This is a genomic window from Neopararhizobium haloflavum (assembly GCF_002750855.1).
In the GTDB taxonomy this organism is placed as follows: Bacteria; Pseudomonadota; Alphaproteobacteria; order Rhizobiales; family Rhizobiaceae; genus Georhizobium; species Georhizobium haloflavum.
In genome coordinates, this window is record NZ_NWUC01000009.1 from 42,340 (window position 1) to 59,851 (window position 17,512).

The window sequence follows — 17,512 nt, forward strand, 5'->3', positions numbered from 1 at the left end:
AGTTAATTCGAACTAAGTTCATAAAATTCAATGAGATAGCTTGCAAGCAAGCTATGCATTTGCGCTGTTGCTGCTTTCCAAGCTTTAGCTTACCTTTCCTGCAACAAGAAACGTTGTGTTGGGAGGAATGCATGGCTCCGCGCAAGTCCGCGTCGTCTTCCGCTCGTCGAGCGACATCGGCAAGAAAGTCTCCTGCAAGATCGACATCCGGCAGCGGCAAATCCTCAATCGCCGCGCCTGCGCCCGTCGACTTCAAGAAGGAGGAAGAGCTCCAGGCCTACAACGATATGCTGCTGATCCGCCGCTTCGAGGAGAAGGCCGGCCAGCTCTATGGCATGGGATTCATCGGCGGCTTCTGCCATCTGTATATCGGGCAGGAAGCGGTCGTCGTCGGCATGCAGATGGCGCTGAAGGAAGGCGATCAGGTCATCACCGGCTATCGCGACCATGGCCATATGCTGGCGACCGGCATGAGCCCGCGCGGCGTGATGGCAGAGCTGACCGGGCGAAAGGATGGCTATTCGCGCGGCAAGGGCGGCTCGATGCACATGTTCTCGAAAGAGAAGGGCTTCTACGGTGGCCATGGCATTGTCGGCGCACAGGTGTCGCTGGGGACCGGCCTTGCCTTTGCCAACCGTTACCGCGAGAACGACAACATCTCTCTGACCTATTTCGGTGACGGCGCGGCCAATCAGGGCCAGGTCTATGAGAGCTTCAACATGGCGGCGCTCTGGAAGCTACCGGTCGTCTACATCATCGAGAACAACCGGTACGCCATGGGTACGTCGGTGGCGCGCGCTTCGGCACAGCAGGATTTCTCGCAGCGCGGGGCGTCGTTCAATATTCCCGGCATTCAGGTCGATGGCATGGACGTGCGTGCGGTCAAGGCTGCGGGCGATCTGGCCGCCGAGCACTGCCGTTCCGGAAACGGTCCGATCATCCTGGAGATGCTCACATACCGGTATCGCGGGCATTCGATGTCCGACCCGGCCAAGTACCGCACGAAGGACGAAGTGCAGAAGATGCGCTCGGAACAGGATCCCATCGAGCAGGTTCGCAAGCGACTCCTCGACAAGAAATGGGCAAGCGAGGACGAACTCAAGGCAATGGACAAGAAGGTTCGCGACAACGTCGCCGACAGCGCTGATTTTGCCCAGCAGAATCCGGAGCCGGACGCGTCCGAGCTCTACACCGACATTCTGATCTAAGCGCGCGGGAGAGACGCACATGTCCGTAGAAATTCTGATGCCCGCGCTGTCGCCGACGATGGAAGAGGGCACACTTTCCAAATGGCTCAAGAAGGAAGGCGACAATGTCACCGCGGGTGACGTGATCGCCGAAATCGAGACCGACAAGGCGACGATGGAGGTCGAGGCGGTCGATGAAGGCACGATCGCAAAGATCGTGGTTTCCGAAGGAACCGAGAACGTCAAGGTCAATGCCGTGATCGCCATCCTTGCCGAGGAGGGCGAAGACGCTGCGGAAGCTGCCGCCAGTGGCGGCAAGAAGGATGCTGCCAAGTCGTCGGACGCTTCCGCATCAGATGCGCAGGACAACGACAAAGCCGAGGACGCGTCCGACAAGTCGGAAAAGGCCCCGGCGCTGCCGAAAGCGGACGTGCAGTCCGATCCCGACATTCCCGAAGGCACGGAGATGGTGCCTACCACCGTGCGCGAAGCGCTGCGCGACGCGATGGCCGAGGAGATGCGCCGCGACGGCGACGTATTCATCATGGGTGAGGAGGTCGCGGAATATCAGGGCGCCTACAAGATCACGCAAGGCCTGCTGGACGAATTCGGCGCCAAGCGCGTCGTCGATACGCCGATCACCGAGCATGGTTTTGCCGGTGTGGGCGTTGGCGCGGCAATGGCCGGGCTGAAGCCGATCGTCGAATTCATGACCTTCAATTTCGCGATGCAGGCGATCGACCAGATCGTCAATTCTGCAGCCAAGACGCTCTACATGGCCGGCGGCCAGATGGGTGCGCCGATCGTCTTCCGTGGTCCGAATGGTGCAGCGGCGCGCGTCGCCGCACAGCACTCTCAGTGTTATGCCGCGTGGTATGGTCATATTCCCGGACTGAAGGTCGTGATGCCCTATACGGCTGCCGACGCAAAAGGGCTGCTCAAGGCCGCAATCCGTGACCCGAATCCGGTCATCTTCCTGGAGAACGAGATTCTCTACGGACAGACATTCGATGTGCCGAAGATGGACGATTTCGTCCTGCCGATCGGCAAAGCGCGCATCCACAAGACCGGGAGCGATGCAACGATCGTCTCGTTCGGCATCGGCATGACCTACGCCGTGAAGGCCGCCGAAGAGTTGGCCGGCATGGATATCGATGTCGAACTGATCGACCTTCGCACGATCCGCCCGATGGACCTGCCGACCGTCATCGAATCGGTCAAGAAAACGGGGCGCCTGGTGACGGTGGAGGAGGGTTTCCCGCAGTCGTCCGTAGGAACGGAAATCGCTACCCGCGTGATGCAGCAGGCTTTCGACTATCTAGATGCGCCGATCGTCACGGTCGCCGGCAAGGATGTTCCGATGCCCTATGCGGCCAATCTGGAGAAGCTGGCACTGCCGAATGTCCAGGAAGTCGTCGATGCAGTGAAAGCCGTCACTTACAAAGCCTGAGGGAGGGCGGACGAGATGCCAATCAACATCACAATGCCCGCCCTGTCTCCGACAATGGAAGAGGGCAATCTGGCGAAGTGGCTCGTGAAGGAGGGAGATACCGTCTCCTCTGGCGATGTGATCGCCGAAATAGAAACCGACAAGGCAACGATGGAAGTGGAGGCCGTCGATGAGGGAACGGTCGCCAAGATCGTCGTTCCCGCAGGGACCGAGGGCGTCAAGGTCAATGCGGTCATCGCCGTACTCGCCGAAGAGGGTGAAGATGTGAGCGAGGCTGCCAAGGGCGGCGGATCGGACGGTGCGGCCGAGAAATCTGCAAAGGAAGAGCGTAAGAAGGATGCGCAGTCCGAAGCGGGCGCTTCGAAACAGGCGCAGCCGGATGGCGGGACTGCGCCGGCCGATGCCAAGCCTATCGCCGACAAGACACCGACTGCCGGCACCGAAGCGCCGAGGAAGAACGGCGAACGCATCTTTGCATCACCGCTCGCGCGCCGCATGGCGAAAGAGGCCGGTCTTGACCTCTCTGCCGTCTCGGGCTCAGGCCCGAAAGGCAGGATCGTGAAAACCGACATCGAGGCGGCTGCAAAGGGCGGTGCGGCGAAGTCGGCTGGCAGTGTCGGCGATGGCGCAGCCGCTCCGACGGCCAAGGCGCCGAGCGATGCGCAGGTTCTTAAGAATTTCGCCGAAGGTTCGTATGAACTCGTCGCGCATGACGGCATGCGCAAGACGATCGCCAAACGTCTCGTTGAAGCCAAACAGACGATCCCGCATTTCTACGTCGCGGTCGATTGCGAGCTCGATGCATTGCTGGCGCTGCGCAAGCAGCTGAACGAGGCGGCGCCCGCGAAGGACGAGAAGCCTGCCTACAAGCTTTCGGTCAACGACATGGTCATCAAGGCGCTGGCTCTCGCGCTCAGGGACGTTCCCGATGCCAATGTGTCGTGGACCGAGTCGGCAATGGTCAAGCACAAGCATGCCGATGTCGGCGTTGCCGTCTCGATCCCAGGCGGGCTGATCACGCCGATCATCCGCAAGGCCGAAGAAAAGACACTGTCGGCGATTTCCAACGAGATGAAGGATCTTGGCAAACGGGCCAAGGAACGCAAGCTGAAGCCGGAGGAGTATCAGGGCGGAACGACGGCGGTTTCCAACATGGGCATGATGGGCGTCAAGAATTTCTCGGCCGTCATCAACCCGCCGCATGCAACGATCCTGGCGGTCGGCGCGGGAGAGAAGCGTCCGGTCGTGAAGAACGGCGACCTTGCCATTGCGGAAGTCATGACCGTTACGCTTTCGACCGACCATCGCTGTGTCGACGGTGCGCTGGGGGCGGAACTGCTCGCCGCTTTCAAGCGCTATATCGAGCACCCGATGGGTATGCTGGTCTAGGAGAACGGTCATGAAGACCGTTCTGTGCTTCGGCGATTCCCTTACCTGGGGTGCCGACGCCGAGACCGGCGGGCGGCATCCCTTCGGGTATCGCTGGCCGAACGTACTGCAGAAGGCGCTGGGCGATGGCGTTCATGTGATCGCCGAAGGCCTCGGCGGTCGCACCACCGCCTATGACGACCCGACGGCACTGGCCGAGCGCAGCGGGACCAAGATGCTGCCAACGCTGCTTTCGAGCCATGAGCCGCTCGATCTGGTCGTCATCATGCTTGGCTCGAACGACATGAAGCCGAAGGTGGCGGGCCGGGCGATCGACGCCATGCTGGGCATGGAGCGCCTGGTCGAACAGGTGAAGCACCATGCCTGGCGCCAGGAAAGCGATCCACCCGACGTCCTGCTTGTCGCACCGCCAGTGCTCTGTGAAACGGCGAACCCCATCTTCGGGGCGATCTATGCCGGATCGATCGAGGAATCCAAGATGATCGCCTCCTACTACGCCGACCTGGCAGACGAAATGGGTTGTGGCTTCTTCGATGCCGCCTCCGTTGCCACCACGACGCCACTCGACGGCGTTCACCTCGACGCCGAAAACACGCGCGCCATCGGCAAGGGCCTGGCGCCAATCGTCCGGGTCATGCTCGGACTTTAACTTGCGGGAAGGAACGTTCCATGGCTGACAGCTACGACGTCATCATCATCGGCTCCGGGCCGGGCGGCTATGTGACGGCCATCCGCGCCGCACAGCTGGGCTTGAAGACGGCCATCGTCGAGCGCGAACACATGGGCGGCATCTGCCTCAATTGGGGCTGCATTCCGACCAAGGCCCTGCTGCGCTCGGCCGAAATCCTCGACCACGCCAATCATGCGAAGGATTATGGTCTTACATTGGACGGCAAGATGACCGCGAAAGTGGAGGATGTCGTCAAGCGCTCACGCGGCGTCTCGTTGCGGCTCAACGGCGGCGTCGGCTTTCTGATGAAGAAGAACAAAATCGATGTGATCTGGGGTGAAGCGGAACTGACCAAGCCCGGAGAGATCAAGGTCTCCAAGATGAAGAAGAAGGCCATGGAACCGCAGCCGCCGGCGCCGAAAGGCACCAAGGGCGAGGGGACCTATCAGGCCAAGCACGTCATTCTCGCAACCGGCGCCCGACCGCGCACGCTCCCGGGCATCGAGCCTGACGGCAAGCTGATCTGGACGTATTTTGAATCCATGGTTCCGAATGAAATGCCCAAGTCCATGATTGTCATGGGGTCCGGCGCCATCGGCATCGAATTCGCATCGTTCTACCGCTCCATGGGCTGCGACGTCACCGTCGTCGAGCTGATGTCGACGATCATGCCCGTCGAGGACGCGGAGATTTCCGCCATCGCCCGTAAGGCGCTGGAAAAGCGTGGTATGAAGATCATAACCGACGCCAAGGTCGCCAAGGTGGAAAAGGCGGCGAACTCCGTCACCGCCCATGTCGAGACGAAGGACGGAAAGACGCAGAAGATCACGGCGGATCGGCTGATCTCCGCGGTTGGCGTTCAGGGCAACACCGAAAATCTCGGACTCGAAAAACTCGGCATCAAGACCGAGAAGGGCTGCATCGTCACTGACGGCTATGGCAAGACGAATGTCGACGGCATCTATGCGATCGGCGATGTCGCCGGCCCGCCGATGCTGGCTCACAAGGCCGAGCATGAAGGTGTCATCTGTATCGAGAAGATCGCCGCCGTACCGGGCGTCCACGCAATGGACAAGAACAAGATTCCCGGATGCACCTACTGTCACCCGCAGGTGGCGAGTGTCGGGCTGACGGAAGCAAAAGCGAAGGAAGCGGGCCGTGATATCCGTGTCGGCCGTTTCCAATTCGGCGCGAACGGCAAGGCGATCGCGCTTGGTGAGGACAACGGTCTGATCAAGACGATCTTCGACAAGAAGACGGGGGAACTCCTCGGCGCGCATATGGTTGGCGCGGAAGTAACAGAACTCATCCAGGGTTTTGTAGTGGCCATGAATCTCGAGACGACCGAGGAAGAGCTCATGCACACCATCTTCCCGCATCCGACCTTGTCCGAGATGATGAAGGAAAGTGTGCTCGACGCCTACGGCCGCGTGCTCAACGCATGATGTGCAACTGGCGGATTTATCAGTAAAATCGCATTAACCGGGAACCGCCCCTTTCCTGCCACGTTTCTTGTTCGACTTCACGCACGCGAAAGGAGACGGGGTCATGGATCTGAACGGAATGGGGCTGATCGGCGCCATCATCGTAGGCGGCATTGCCGGGTGGCTCGCCGAAAAGTTCATGAAGACCGATCACGGTATCTTCATGAACATCATTCTGGGCATCATTGGTGCTGCGTTGCTCAACTTCCTCCTGAGCATCCTCGGCATCTATACGGGAACCGGCGTGCTGATATACCTGATCGTCGGGTTTATCGGCGCCTGCATCCTGATTGCGCTGGGTCGTGCGATCAGGCGATAGAAACCCTGTTCGCTATGCGTTTCAAGAAGGCCGCCATGCATCGTGGCGGCCTTACATTTGCATCGATGAGTGACTATAACCTGACCATGTGACGATGAGGCCCCATGGGCCGCAAACGGGAGCGATAATGGTCACCGTCCTCGATACGATCGCAAGCGGCACGGCGCGCGTGCGTCATCCGGAAAAGGCCCACCGGCCGGATACGGAGGTCGCCAGAAAGCCAGATTGGATCCGCGTCAAGGCGCCGACGTCCAAGGGCTACCGCGAAACCCGCGAAATCGTTAAGTCGCACAAGCTCGTGACCGTCTGTGAGGAAGCAGGCTGTCCCAACATCGGTGAATGCTGGGACAAGAAACACGCCACTTTCATGATCATGGGCGAGATTTGCACGCGCGCCTGTGCGTTCTGCAATGTCGCGACCGGTCTGCCCCATGCACTCGATCCCGACGAGCCGGAAAATGTCGGAAAGGCCGTCGCTCAAATGGGCCTGAACCATGTGGTCATCACATCGGTCGATCGCGACGATCTGGCAGATGGGGGCGCGCAGCACTTCGTCGAGGTGATCGAGGCGATCAGACGCCTGGCCCCTGGAACAACGATCGAAATTCTCACACCGGATTTTCTGCGCAAGCCCGGCGCGCTCGAACAGGTGGTGGCTGCCAAGCCGGACGTCTTCAATCACAATCTGGAGACGGTTCCCTCCAACTATCTGACCGTCCGCCCAGGCGCCCGCTATTTCCATTCGATCCGCCTGCTGCAGCGCGTGAAGGAACTGGACCCGACGATCTTCACCAAATCGGGGATCATGGTCGGGCTCGGCGAAGAGCGAAACGAGGTCCTGCAGCTCATGGACGACCTTCGCACCGCCGACATCGATTTCCTGACCATCGGTCAGTACCTTCAGCCGACCCGCAAGCATCACCGCGTCGTCAAGTTCGTCACGCCGGAAGAATTCAAGTCCTACGAGACGGTCGCGTACACCAAGGGCTTCCTGATGGTTTCGGCCAGTCCGCTCACCCGTTCATCGCACCACGCCGGGGACGATTTCGCCAAATTGCGTCTGGCGAGGGAAAAGAAATTGAAGCAGCAGGGCGTCTGACCGGCAATGCCTCAGTTTCAAACGACGCGCACCGCAGGCCATTCAGCAAGCGACATGTTCGCGCTCGTGGCCGATGTGGAGCGATATCCCGAGTTCGTTCCCTTGTGTGAATCGCTGTCCGTCCGCTCGCGCAAGGAGGGCGATGGGGGCAAGGCGCTGCTCGTTGCGGACATGACCGTCGGCTACAAGGCCATTCGCGAGACCTTCTCGACACAGGTGCTCTTGAAGCCAGAGGAAAACAGGATCAACGTGAAATACATCGATGGTCCATTTCGCTACCTCGACAATCGATGGGAATTTGAGCCGGTAGGCCCGGCCGCGTGCAAGGTTCATTTTTTCATCGACTACGAATTTCGAAGCCGCATGCTCGGGATGCTGATGGGCACGATGTTCGATCGTGCGTTTCGCACATTCGCCGAGGCTTTCGAGCGCCGTGCCGATGCGGTCTATGGCCGCTCGCAATCCGCCAGTGGGGCTTCCTCCTGATCAGTCGCCGTCCATCGCCGCCAGAAAGGCCTTGAGCGCCGCACCAACGGTCTGCCGCCGGATTGCGTCACGGCCGATATCGCCGAATTGGTGATCGACCACATGGGTCTTGCCGTCCAGTTCGGATACAGCCAGATACACAAGTCCGACCGGCTTTTCAGGCGAACCGCCGCCTGGGCCAGCTATTCCCGTCACCGAGACGGCGATGTCGGCGGAAGAGTTCGACAAGGCGCCGAATGCCATCTCCTGGGCTGTCTGGCTGGAGACGGCGCCGTGCCGTCCCAAGGTTTCGCTCTTCACGTCGAGCATCTGTTTCTTGGCATCGTTGGAGTAGGTGACGAAACCGCGATCGAAGATATCGGAAGCACCTGCGATATCCGTGATCGCGGCGGCGATCATGCCGCCGGTGCACGATTCGGCCGTTGCGAGGACCACCTTGCGTTCCCTGGCGCGCTTGACGACGTCCTCTGCCAGAGCTTGAATGTCGGCATCATTCATCTGTCGATCTCCGAATAGACCACTGTTGCCGTTGCGATGGCGGCGATCCCTTCCTCGCGCCCTACGAACCCGATCCTTTCATTCGTGGTCGCCTTGACCGAGCAGCGGGCTAGCGAAATCTGAAGATCCCGTGCCATCGCCGCACGCATGGCCGAACGGTGCGGACCGATGCGCGGCGCTTCGCAGATAAGGGTGACGTCGGCGTTCATGATCGTGCCGCCTGCCTTGGTGACGATATCACGGGCGCTGCTGAGAAATATGCGAGAGGCGGCGCCGCGCCATTTTTCATCGGTGGGTGGAAAGTGGTCGCCGATGTCGCCGGCGCCACACGTCGCCAAGAGCGCATCCGTCAGGGCATGATAGCCGACGTCGGCGTCGGAGTGGCCGGATAACGTCTTGTCGTGATCGATGGCGACCCCGCAAAGCGTCACCTGGCTGCCCGGAACGAGCGCATGCACGTCATATCCATTGCCGGTTCGAACGTCAGGCAGGACGGGTTTTTCCATGCCATTCAAACGATGCATCTTGCGATCGGCGATCGCGAGGTCCTCGCGCAGCGTGATCTTGAGATTGTCAGTTGAGCCATCGACAATCCGCACGACCATGTCCGCCCATTCGGCGATGGAGGCATCGTCCGTGAAGCCATCGTCCGCCGATACAGCGGCGCGCCTGTGTGCCTCGAGGATCGGGGCGAACGCGAAGCCCTGCGGCGTCTGTGCCGCATAGAGATTTTCGCGCGAAACGGTCCTGATCACACGGCGTCCGATGGTCGCCGCCTTCAGCGTGTCGTTGACGGCCTGAGCAGGCAGGATCGCGTCGCCGCCATCTCGAAGGCCCATCAGCACGCGGTCGATCATGGCAACGTCGACAAATGGGCGTACGCCATCGTGAATGAGGACGTGACTGGGCGCATGCGCCGCGAGCGCTTCCAGGCCACGGCGCACCGACATCTGGCGTGTGCGGTCACCGAAAACGGTCCGAAACCGATCTGAAACGGGCAAGCGTGCGACAGCCGTCGCGAACAACGCCTCATCATCCGGATGGATGACGACGACGATCGGTCCGATCGCGGGATGAGACGCGAACCGCTCGAGCGTCCAGCTGAGCACCGGACGCCCCGCGACATCGCGATACTGCTTCGGACCATTTCCTGGATCGCCGGCCCGTTCTCCGCGACCAGCCGCGACGATGACCGCGCCGACGCTCTTCATCTCCAAAGCCATCGCGTGAAACCGCCTTTCTCCTGACGCATTGCGACGCTCTAAGCGCGCTTCTGAATTTGCCATTCCATCGTCTAGTGCCTTTCCCTGGCAGGCGAAAGAGCTTCCCGCACCGCTGGGCAACTGTCGGCGGGTGTGCTGCGCCAATGCGCGAACGCCGAATGCCGCGTCACACGAAAATTCTGGCGCTAACGCCAATTGCCCCTTGGCAAGACCGGCTATCATGGCTAAAAAACAGGCACGATCGAAAGGTGCCTTTCACAGATGCATTCCACGTTGACGGATCTTTCCCGGCCTTTGCGCGTAGGCGGGGTAACACTGCCCAATCGTGTCGCGCTGGCACCCATGTCAGGCGTCAGCGATCTGCCATTTCGGCAACTTGCGCACCGGTTCGGGGCGGGAATGGTCGTGACGGAAATGATCGCCAGTCGCGAGCTCGTCGGTAGTTCGGCCGATTCGGTCCGCCGGATGCGCCGTGACGCCGGTTTCGTGCATATCGTGCAGTTGGCTGGCCGCGAAGCCGGATGGATGGCCGAGGCAGCGCGCATTGCGGAAGGTGAGGGCGCCGACATCGTCGACATCAACATGGGCTGCCCCGCCAAGAGGGTGACCGGCGGCTATTCCGGTTCGGCGCTGATGCGCGATCCGGATCACGCGCTTGGCCTGGTCGAGGCGACGGTCGGGGCAGTAGACATACCGGTGACGTTGAAGATGCGTCTCGGGTGGGACGACAATTCGATCAATGCGCCCATGATCGCGGCGCGGGCGGAGAATGCCGGTGTCGCGCTCGTGACCGTCCACGGCCGCACGCGCTGCCAATTCTACGAAGGGCGCGCCGACTGGCACGCGATCCGTGCCGTCAAGGACGTCCTCTCCGTACCTTTGGTCGCCAATGGGGACATCGAAAGCATCGCCGACTGTCGTGCGATCGTCGAGGCATCTGGGGCCGATGCCGTCATGGTCGGGCGTGCTGCGCAGGGCCGTCCATGGCTACCCGGCGCTCTCGCGGGATCGACGAACCATCCGACGCAGCCGGCCGCCATTCTTTCGATTGTTCTGGAACACTACGACATGATCCTCTCCCATTACGGCGCGGCGTTGGGCGTGCGGCAAGCGCGCAAGCATCTGGCGGCCTATATGGCTCTGCACGCGCCGGTGGCTCCTGAAGCGCTGAGGCGCAAGGTGATGACGTCACCGGATGCCGGTGCGGTTTCGGAGGCTCTGCAGAGCATCTTCAACGACTACGCAATGCCAGAGGCCGCATAGTGGCAATCGATGTCAAACAACGTGCATCTGGGACAGCGGCCTTGCCGGCCGGCGGCCTGACGATCACCGCGAATGTGCTGAACACCATCCAGCACCCGGTCATCATGGTCGACAAGAACGGCTTCATCGCCTACGCGAACTGGGCTGCCGAGACGTTTTTCGGCGTCAGCGCTGACATGCTGCTGCGTCATACCATCGATCAGTACATACCTTTCGGCAGCCCGCTTCTGTCGCTGATCGATCATGTCCGCGAACGCAGCGGTCCGATCAACGAATACAAGGTCGATCTCAGCTCACCCAAGCTGGGTACCGACAAGCTCGTCGATCTTTACGTGGCGCCTGTCGCCGGCGACGCGGATCATGATGATGCGGTCGTCGTCGTCTTCCAGATCCGCACCATGGCGGACAAGATCGATCGACAGTTGACGCACCGCGCCGCTGCCCGTTCCGTCACCGGGCTCGCCTCGATGCTGGCGCACGAGATCAAGAATCCGCTGTCCGGCATCCGCGGCGCGGCGCAACTCCTCGAAAGTTCCGTGAACGACGAGGATCGCGCGTTGACGCAGCTGATCCGGGATGAGACGGACCGTATCGTTTCACTGGTCGATCGCATGGAGGTTTTCTCCGACGAGCGACCGGTCGATCGTCAGCCGGTGAACATCCATTCGGTGCTTGATCACGTCAAGGCCGTAGCACGGGCGGGGTTCGCGCGGGATGTGCGGATTGCCGAGAGCTACGATCCTTCGTTGCCCTATGTGTTCGCCAATCGCGATCAGCTCGTCCAGGTGTTTCTGAATCTGGTGAAAAACGCCTGCGAGGCGATCGGTGATGCGCCGGACGGGGAGATTCAACTGACCACCGCGTTCAGGCCCGGCATCCGCCTTTCTGTGCCCGGCTCCCGCGAAAAGGTGTCGCTGCCGCTCGAATTCTGCGTCCACGACAACGGCCCTGGCGTGCCGGACGATCTTCTGCCGCATCTTTTCGACCCGTTCATCACCACGAAGACGAACGGCTCGGGCCTTGGGCTGGCGCTGGTGGCAAAGATCGTCGGAGCCCATGGCGGCATCGTCGAATGCGAGCGGCAGAGCCGCCGGACCACATTCCGTATCCTCATGCCGATGTCCAAGGAAACCGACTTCTGGCCAGACGACGGGACCGCGAAAAGCCGATGAAATCTGCAACCATTCTCGTCGCCGACGATGACGCCGCCATCCGCACCGTGCTCAATCAGGCGCTGACCCGTGCGGGCTACGATGTGAGAATCACATCCAATGCCTCGACGCTTTGGCGCTGGATTGCCGCTGGCGACGGCGATCTCGTGATCACCGACGTGGTCATGCCCGACGAGAATGCGTTCGATCTGTTGCCGCGTGTCAAGAAGGCGCGGCCGGACCTGCCGGTACTGGTCATGAGTGCGCAGAACACGTTCATGACCGCCATCAAGGCCTCCGAAAAGGGCGCCTACGACTATCTGCCCAAGCCATTCGATCTGACCGAGATGATCGGAATCATCGGCCGGGCTTTGTCCGAGCCGAAGCGCAAGGCGGCCACGGCCGAACCGGACCAGCATGAAAGCATGCCCCTGGTCGGCCGCTCCGCTGCCATGCAGGAGATCTACCGTGTCCTGGCGCGGCTGATGCAGACCGATCTCACCTTGATGATCACCGGCGAGTCGGGCACCGGCAAGGAGCTGGTCGCGCGGGCGCTTCACGACTACGGCAAGCGTCGCAACGGACCATTCGTCGCCATCAATATGGCGGCCATTCCCCGCGATCTGATCGAGTCGGAACTGTTCGGGCATGAGAAAGGCGCCTTCACCGGAGCGCACCACCGCTCGACGGGACGTTTCGAGCAGGCGGAGGGCGGCACGCTCTTTCTCGATGAAATCGGCGACATGCCGATGGAGGCGCAAACCCGCCTGCTGCGTGTCCTGCAGCAGGGTGAATATACGACCGTCGGCGGGCGGACGCCGATCAAGACCGATGTCCGTATCGTCGCGGCGACCAACAAGGACCTGAAGACCTCCATCAATCAGGGTCTTTTTCGCGAAGATCTCTACTATCGCTTGAACGTGGTGCCGCTTCGCCTGCCACCCTTGCGCGATCGTGCCGAAGACGTGCCGGATCTTGTTCGCCATTTCGTCCAGCAAGGAGAAAAGGAAGGGCTGGACGTCAAGCGCTTCGACGGCGACGCACTGGAGATGCTGAAGGTCTATGCCTGGCCCGGCAACGTGCGCGAACTTGAGAATGTCGTGCGACGGCTGACTGCGCTCTATCCGCAGGAAGTCATCACGCGCGAGATCATCGAGAACGAATTGCGCACCGAAGCACCGGCCAGCGTGCTGGATCGCGGCGAGGGGCTGTCCGGTCCCCTGAGCATTGCGCAAGCCGTCGAGGAGAACATGCGAACCTATTTCTCCCAGTTCGGCGACGATCTGCCTCCGCCTGGGCTTTACCACAGGGTGCTGCACGAGATGGAGCATCCGCTGATTCTGGCGGCCCTGACCGCGACGCGCGGCAACCAGATCCGCGCAGCCGAACTCCTGGGTCTCAATCGCAATACCCTTCGCAAGAAAATTCGCGAACTCGGCGTCTCGGTCTATCGCAGTCAGCGCTCGGCTTGACGCCGTTTCCCGAATAGTTGCACTTTCGCCACAAATCGTTGCTCTATGGCAACGTCGTACGGTCGATAGGGCCGTGATTCTTCAATGACTGCGGCGGGGCATGGCGATCAGCGAGACATTGCCAAATCAAATCCGTTCCGGGGCGACCCTGCCGGGGGGCGCATCCAGGGAACAGCGCAAACTCTGGGCATTGCCGGGCGTAATTCTCGTCATCGCCGCCCTGATCAGCGCGGTGGTGTCCTTCGTGGTCCTGATGGGCCTTACGCCGATCCCGCCGGAAAACGAAGTCGTGATGACGGCGGTGGTCGTCAATCTGGGCTTCGTGCTGTGCCTTCTCGGGCTGATCGGCTACGAGGTCCGCCGAGTCTTGATTGCAAGACGGCGCGGCAAGGCGGCGGCGCGCCTTCATGTGCGCATTATCGGGCTCTTCTCCATCGTCGCGATCGTGCCCGCAATCCTGGTCGCGATCGTCGCCAGCATCACGCTGGACATCGGCCTCGACCGATGGTTCTCGATGCGGACACAGGCGATCGTCAATTCCTCGCTGGACGTGGCCGAGGCCTACGTCATGGAGAACGCCCGCTATCTTCAGGGCCAGACCGTGTCGATGGCAAACGACCTCGACAATGCACGCTCCCTCTACAACCTGGACCGCAGCGGGTTCGAACTGTTGCTGACCCGACAGGCAACGGGCAGGGGGCTGCTTGGCGCATTCCTCGTGCGACCTGACGGCTCGTTGATCATGGAGGCCGATATCGATGTCGAACGGCCGCTGCCTGCCATTCCCCAGGATGCGTTGGAGGCTGCCGGAGACGGCCGTCCAACACTCATTCCGCCGGGCGTTACGAACCTCGTCGGAGCGGTCCTGGAACTGCAGGACATACCCGAGGCGTATCTTTATACGATCCGTGCGGTGGATCCCGACGTCATTCAGTCCATGCGTTTGATGGAGGAGAACACCGCGGAATATCAAACGCTCGAAGCCAATCGCGCGCCGCTGCAATTGGCGTTCGGCATTCTCTATCTCGGCTTCGCGCTGATCGTTCTCCTCGCCGCGATCTGGACCGCGATCGCCGTTGCCGACCGCATCGTCAGACCGATCCGCCTTCTCATTGGCGCCGCCGATGATGTGACTGCAGGGGATTTTTCCGTCAGCGTGCCGGTGCGGGGCTCCGACGGAGACGTGGCGCATCTTTCTCAGACCTTCAACAACATGGTGGTGCAGATCCGTACGCAACGCGACGAGATACTGACTGCCAAGGACGAGATGGACGAGCGGCGGCGCTTCACCGAGGCCGTGCTGTCAGGCGTCTCGGCCGGCGTCATGAGCGTCGAGCGCGATGGCCGGATCTCGATCAGCAACAGCTCAGCAGAGATCATGCTCGACGTGGATCCCGGCGCCCTTGTCGGCCATCGTCTCGCCGAGGTGTCGCCCGAGATCGATGCCGTTATGGCGCAGGCAGTCGCGCGTGCAAGGCCGGAAACGCGCCAGCAGGTCACCGTGATAAGGGCAGGCAAGGAGCGCACACTTAACGTCCAGGTGACGCGGGAAGAATCCTACGAGGAGCATGAATCCTACGTCGTCACGCTCGATGACATCACCGATCTCGTGATCGCCCAACGCTCGACCGCATGGGCGGACGTCGCGCGACGCATCGCGCACGAGATCAAGAATCCGCTGACGCCGATTCAGCTCTCCGCAGAGCGGATTCGTCGCCGGTACGGCAAGCAGATCGATCAGGACGATCGGACCATCTTCGACCAGTGCACTGATACGATCGTTCGGCAGGTCGAGGATATCGGCAAGATGGTCGACGAATTCTCCGCCTTCGCACGCATGCCGAAGCCGACCAAGGAGCGGCAGGATCTGCGCGCAATCGTCAAGGATGCCGTCTTCCTTCGGGAGGTGAGCCGCAACGACATCGCCTTTACCCAGGACCTTGGTGACGAGCCGATGGACGGCATGTATGACGGGCGCATGCTTGGCCAGGCCTTTGCAAACCTGATCAAGAATGCGACCGAGGCGATCGATGCGGTGCCGCCTGATGCCGTGCGCGACGGCAAGCGCATCGCCGTCAGGGCGAGCCGGGAAGGGGACATGACCATCGTCGACATCATCGACAATGGACGCGGCCTGCCGACAGAAAACCGCAACCGCATTCTCGAGCCTTACATCACCATGCGTGAGAAAGGCACCGGACTTGGTCTCGCGATCGTCAAGAAGATTGTCGAGGATCACCATGGTTCGCTGGAGCTACACGACGCCCCACAGGATTTCGATGCGCATGGGGGCGCGATGGTTCGCGTGAAGTTGCGCCCCGAAGGTCTTGAGGGCGAAGCAGAAATTAAAATGCCTGAGGAGGCCGACAATGGCGTCTGATATTCTTGTGGTCGATGATGAAGAAGATATCCGGGAGCTCGTCGCGGGGATCTTGTCCGACGAAGGCCATGAAACTCGTACCGCCTTCGACAGCGACAGCGCCCTGCAGGCCATCACGGATCGCGTGCCGCGCCTCGTCTTTCTCGACATCTGGCTTCAGGGAAGCCGTCTCGACGGGCTCGCTCTGCTGGACGAGATCAAGCAGCGCTATCCGGATCTGCCCGTCGTCATGATATCGGGGCACGGCAACATCGAGACGGCGGTTTCGGCAATCAAGCGCGGCGCCTATGATTTCATCGAGAAGCCGTTCAAAACCGATCGCCTGATTCTGGTGGCGGAGCGGGCGCTCGAGACATCCAAGCTGAAGCGCGAGGTCAGCGAACTGAAGCGCCGGTCTGGTGATCCAGCGGAACTGATCGGTACATCGATCGCGATATCGCAGCTCAAAGGCACCATCGAAAAGGTCGCGCCGACCAACAGCCGTATCATGATCCTCGGTCCTTCGGGCAGCGGCAAGGAACTGGTGGCGCGCCTCATTCACAAGAGTTCCTCGCGGGCCGCGGGCCCCTTCGTCGCCATGAACGCGGCGGCGATTACGCCGGAGCGAATGGAAATCGCGCTGTTCGGCACGGAAAACAACAATGGCCATGAGCGCAAGGTCGGTGCGCTGGAAGAGGCGCATGGCGGCATCCTTTATCTCGACGAGATAGCGGACATGCCGCGCGAGACGCAGAACAAGATATTGCGCGTTCTGGTCGATCAGCAATTCGAGCGGGTGGGTGGCTCCAAGCGGGTCAAGGTGGATGTCCGGATCATCTCCTCCACCGCCTGCAACCTCGAGGACCTCATCGCCGAAGGGCGTTTCCGGCAGGATCTTTATCATCGCCTGGCCGTTGTGCCTGTCAAAGTGCCTTCGCTCGCCGAGCGGCGTGAGGACATTCCGTTCCTGGTCGACATATTCATGCGCCAGATGGCCGAGCAGGCCGGGATCCGTCCTCGTCCGGTGGCCGATGATGCGATGGCGGTTCTCCAGGCACATGACTGGCCCGGAAATATCCGGCAACTCCGCAACAACATCGAACGACTTATGATTCTCGCGCGCAACGACGGGACCGACAAGCCGGTGTCTGCCGATATGCTTCCGACCGAGATCGGCGACATGCTGCCCAAGACGCCTAGCCGTGGCGACAGCCACATCATGACGCTTCCGCTGCGCGAGGCCCGTGAGATGTTCGAGCGGGACTACCTCATCGCTCAGATCAACCGGTTCGGCGGCAACATCTCGCGCACCTCGGAATTCGTGGGCATGGAGCGGTCGGCGCTGCATCGCAAGCTCAAGTCGCTTGGCGTTTGAACGAGCGCTCATCCGTCTCGAACTGCCACTTGCGCCGAGGCGTCCCGCTCTGCGTTCTGTTGCGTTCGAAACGCTCTAGCCGAGCAC

15 protein-coding genes are annotated in these 17,512 nt (G+C 61.0%); 13 read left to right on the plus strand and 2 right to left on the minus strand.

The annotated features are described in order from the left end of the window. Positions 1–131: 131 nt before the first annotated feature. The 8 genes from pdhA to CN673_RS17750 all read left to right on the plus strand — a co-directional run bounded on the left by pdhA (position 132) and on the right by CN673_RS17750 (position 8,084). The gene (gene pdhA / locus CN673_RS17715; RefSeq protein ID WP_099867742.1) at positions 132–1,208 is read left to right on the plus strand and encodes a pyruvate dehydrogenase (acetyl-transferring) E1 component subunit alpha; all 1,077 of its coding nucleotides are present in this window, start codon (positions 132–134) and stop codon (positions 1,206–1,208) included. Positions 1,209–1,227: 19 nt separating this feature from the next. Then, a complete protein-coding gene (locus tag CN673_RS17720) occupies positions 1,228–2,637 on the plus strand; it encodes a pyruvate dehydrogenase complex E1 component subunit beta (protein ID WP_099867743.1) in 1,410 nt (469 codons plus the stop codon). A gap of 15 nt (positions 2,638–2,652) precedes the next feature. Next, a complete protein-coding gene (locus CN673_RS17725; RefSeq protein WP_099867744.1) occupies positions 2,653–4,026 on the plus strand; it encodes a pyruvate dehydrogenase complex dihydrolipoamide acetyltransferase in 1,374 nt (457 codons plus the stop codon). 10 nt (positions 4,027–4,036) lie between these two features. Beyond that, positions 4,037–4,675 carry an SGNH/GDSL hydrolase family protein gene (locus tag CN673_RS17730; RefSeq protein WP_099867745.1) on the plus strand — a complete coding sequence of 213 codons (639 nt, stop codon included), beginning with the start codon at positions 4,037–4,039 and terminating at the stop codon, positions 4,673–4,675. Between the two features lie 20 nt (positions 4,676–4,695). Beyond that, positions 4,696–6,141 carry a dihydrolipoyl dehydrogenase gene (gene lpdA, locus CN673_RS17735; protein ID WP_099867746.1) on the plus strand — a complete coding sequence of 482 codons (1,446 nt, stop codon included), beginning with the start codon at positions 4,696–4,698 and terminating at the stop codon, positions 6,139–6,141. A gap of 103 nt (positions 6,142–6,244) precedes the next feature. Next, complete coding sequence (locus CN673_RS17740) at positions 6,245–6,499, plus strand: GlsB/YeaQ/YmgE family stress response membrane protein (protein ID WP_099867747.1); 255 nt, start codon at positions 6,245–6,247, stop codon at positions 6,497–6,499. A gap of 127 nt (positions 6,500–6,626) precedes the next feature. After that, complete coding sequence (gene lipA, locus CN673_RS17745) at positions 6,627–7,598, plus strand: lipoyl synthase (RefSeq protein WP_099867748.1); 972 nt, start codon at positions 6,627–6,629, stop codon at positions 7,596–7,598. A gap of 6 nt (positions 7,599–7,604) precedes the next feature. Next, complete coding sequence (locus CN673_RS17750; RefSeq protein ID WP_099867749.1) at positions 7,605–8,084, plus strand: type II toxin-antitoxin system RatA family toxin; 480 nt, start codon at positions 7,605–7,607, stop codon at positions 8,082–8,084. On the opposite strand, the gene CN673_RS17755 is transcribed toward CN673_RS17750, so the two are convergent. Together CN673_RS17755 and CN673_RS17760 are read right to left on the minus strand one after the other, a co-directional pair. Further along, positions 8,085–8,582: a CinA family protein gene (locus tag CN673_RS17755; RefSeq protein WP_099867750.1), complete on the minus strand. Its 498-nt coding sequence runs from the start codon at positions 8,580–8,582 to the stop codon at positions 8,085–8,087. Beyond that, positions 8,579–9,805, minus strand: coding sequence for a bifunctional 2-C-methyl-D-erythritol 4-phosphate cytidylyltransferase/2-C-methyl-D-erythritol 2,4-cyclodiphosphate synthase (locus CN673_RS17760; protein ID WP_099867751.1), 1,227 nt, complete (start codon positions 9,803–9,805; stop codon positions 8,579–8,581). Before CN673_RS17760 ends, CN673_RS17755 begins: the two co-directional genes overlap by 4 nt. 261 nt (positions 9,806–10,066) lie before the next feature. Here CN673_RS17760 and dusB point away from each other — a divergent pair, with 261 nt between their 5' ends. The 5 genes from dusB (at position 10,067) to ntrX (ending at position 17,425) form a co-directional block, all read left to right on the plus strand. Beyond that, positions 10,067–11,068: a tRNA dihydrouridine synthase DusB gene (gene dusB / locus CN673_RS17765; protein WP_099867752.1), complete on the plus strand. Its 1,002-nt coding sequence runs from the start codon at positions 10,067–10,069 to the stop codon at positions 11,066–11,068. A gap of 41 nt (positions 11,069–11,109) precedes the next feature. Next, positions 11,110–12,240: a two-component system sensor histidine kinase NtrB gene (locus CN673_RS17770; RefSeq protein ID WP_280951200.1), complete on the plus strand. Its 1,131-nt coding sequence runs from the start codon at positions 11,110–11,112 to the stop codon at positions 12,238–12,240. Then, on the plus strand, positions 12,237–13,691 hold the full coding sequence (ntrC, locus tag CN673_RS17775) for a nitrogen regulation protein NR(I) (RefSeq protein ID WP_099867753.1): 1,455 nt from the start codon (positions 12,237–12,239) through the stop codon (positions 13,689–13,691). Before CN673_RS17770 ends, ntrC begins: the two co-directional genes overlap by 4 nt. Positions 13,692–13,791: 100 nt before the next feature. Beyond that, positions 13,792–16,071: a sensor histidine kinase NtrY-like gene (locus tag CN673_RS17780; RefSeq protein ID WP_099867754.1), complete on the plus strand. Its 2,280-nt coding sequence runs from the start codon at positions 13,792–13,794 to the stop codon at positions 16,069–16,071. Beyond that, positions 16,061–17,425, plus strand: coding sequence for a nitrogen assimilation response regulator NtrX (gene ntrX / locus CN673_RS17785; RefSeq protein ID WP_099867755.1), 1,365 nt, complete (start codon positions 16,061–16,063; stop codon positions 17,423–17,425). Before CN673_RS17780 ends, ntrX begins: the two co-directional genes overlap by 11 nt. Positions 17,426–17,512 lie beyond the last annotated feature (87 nt).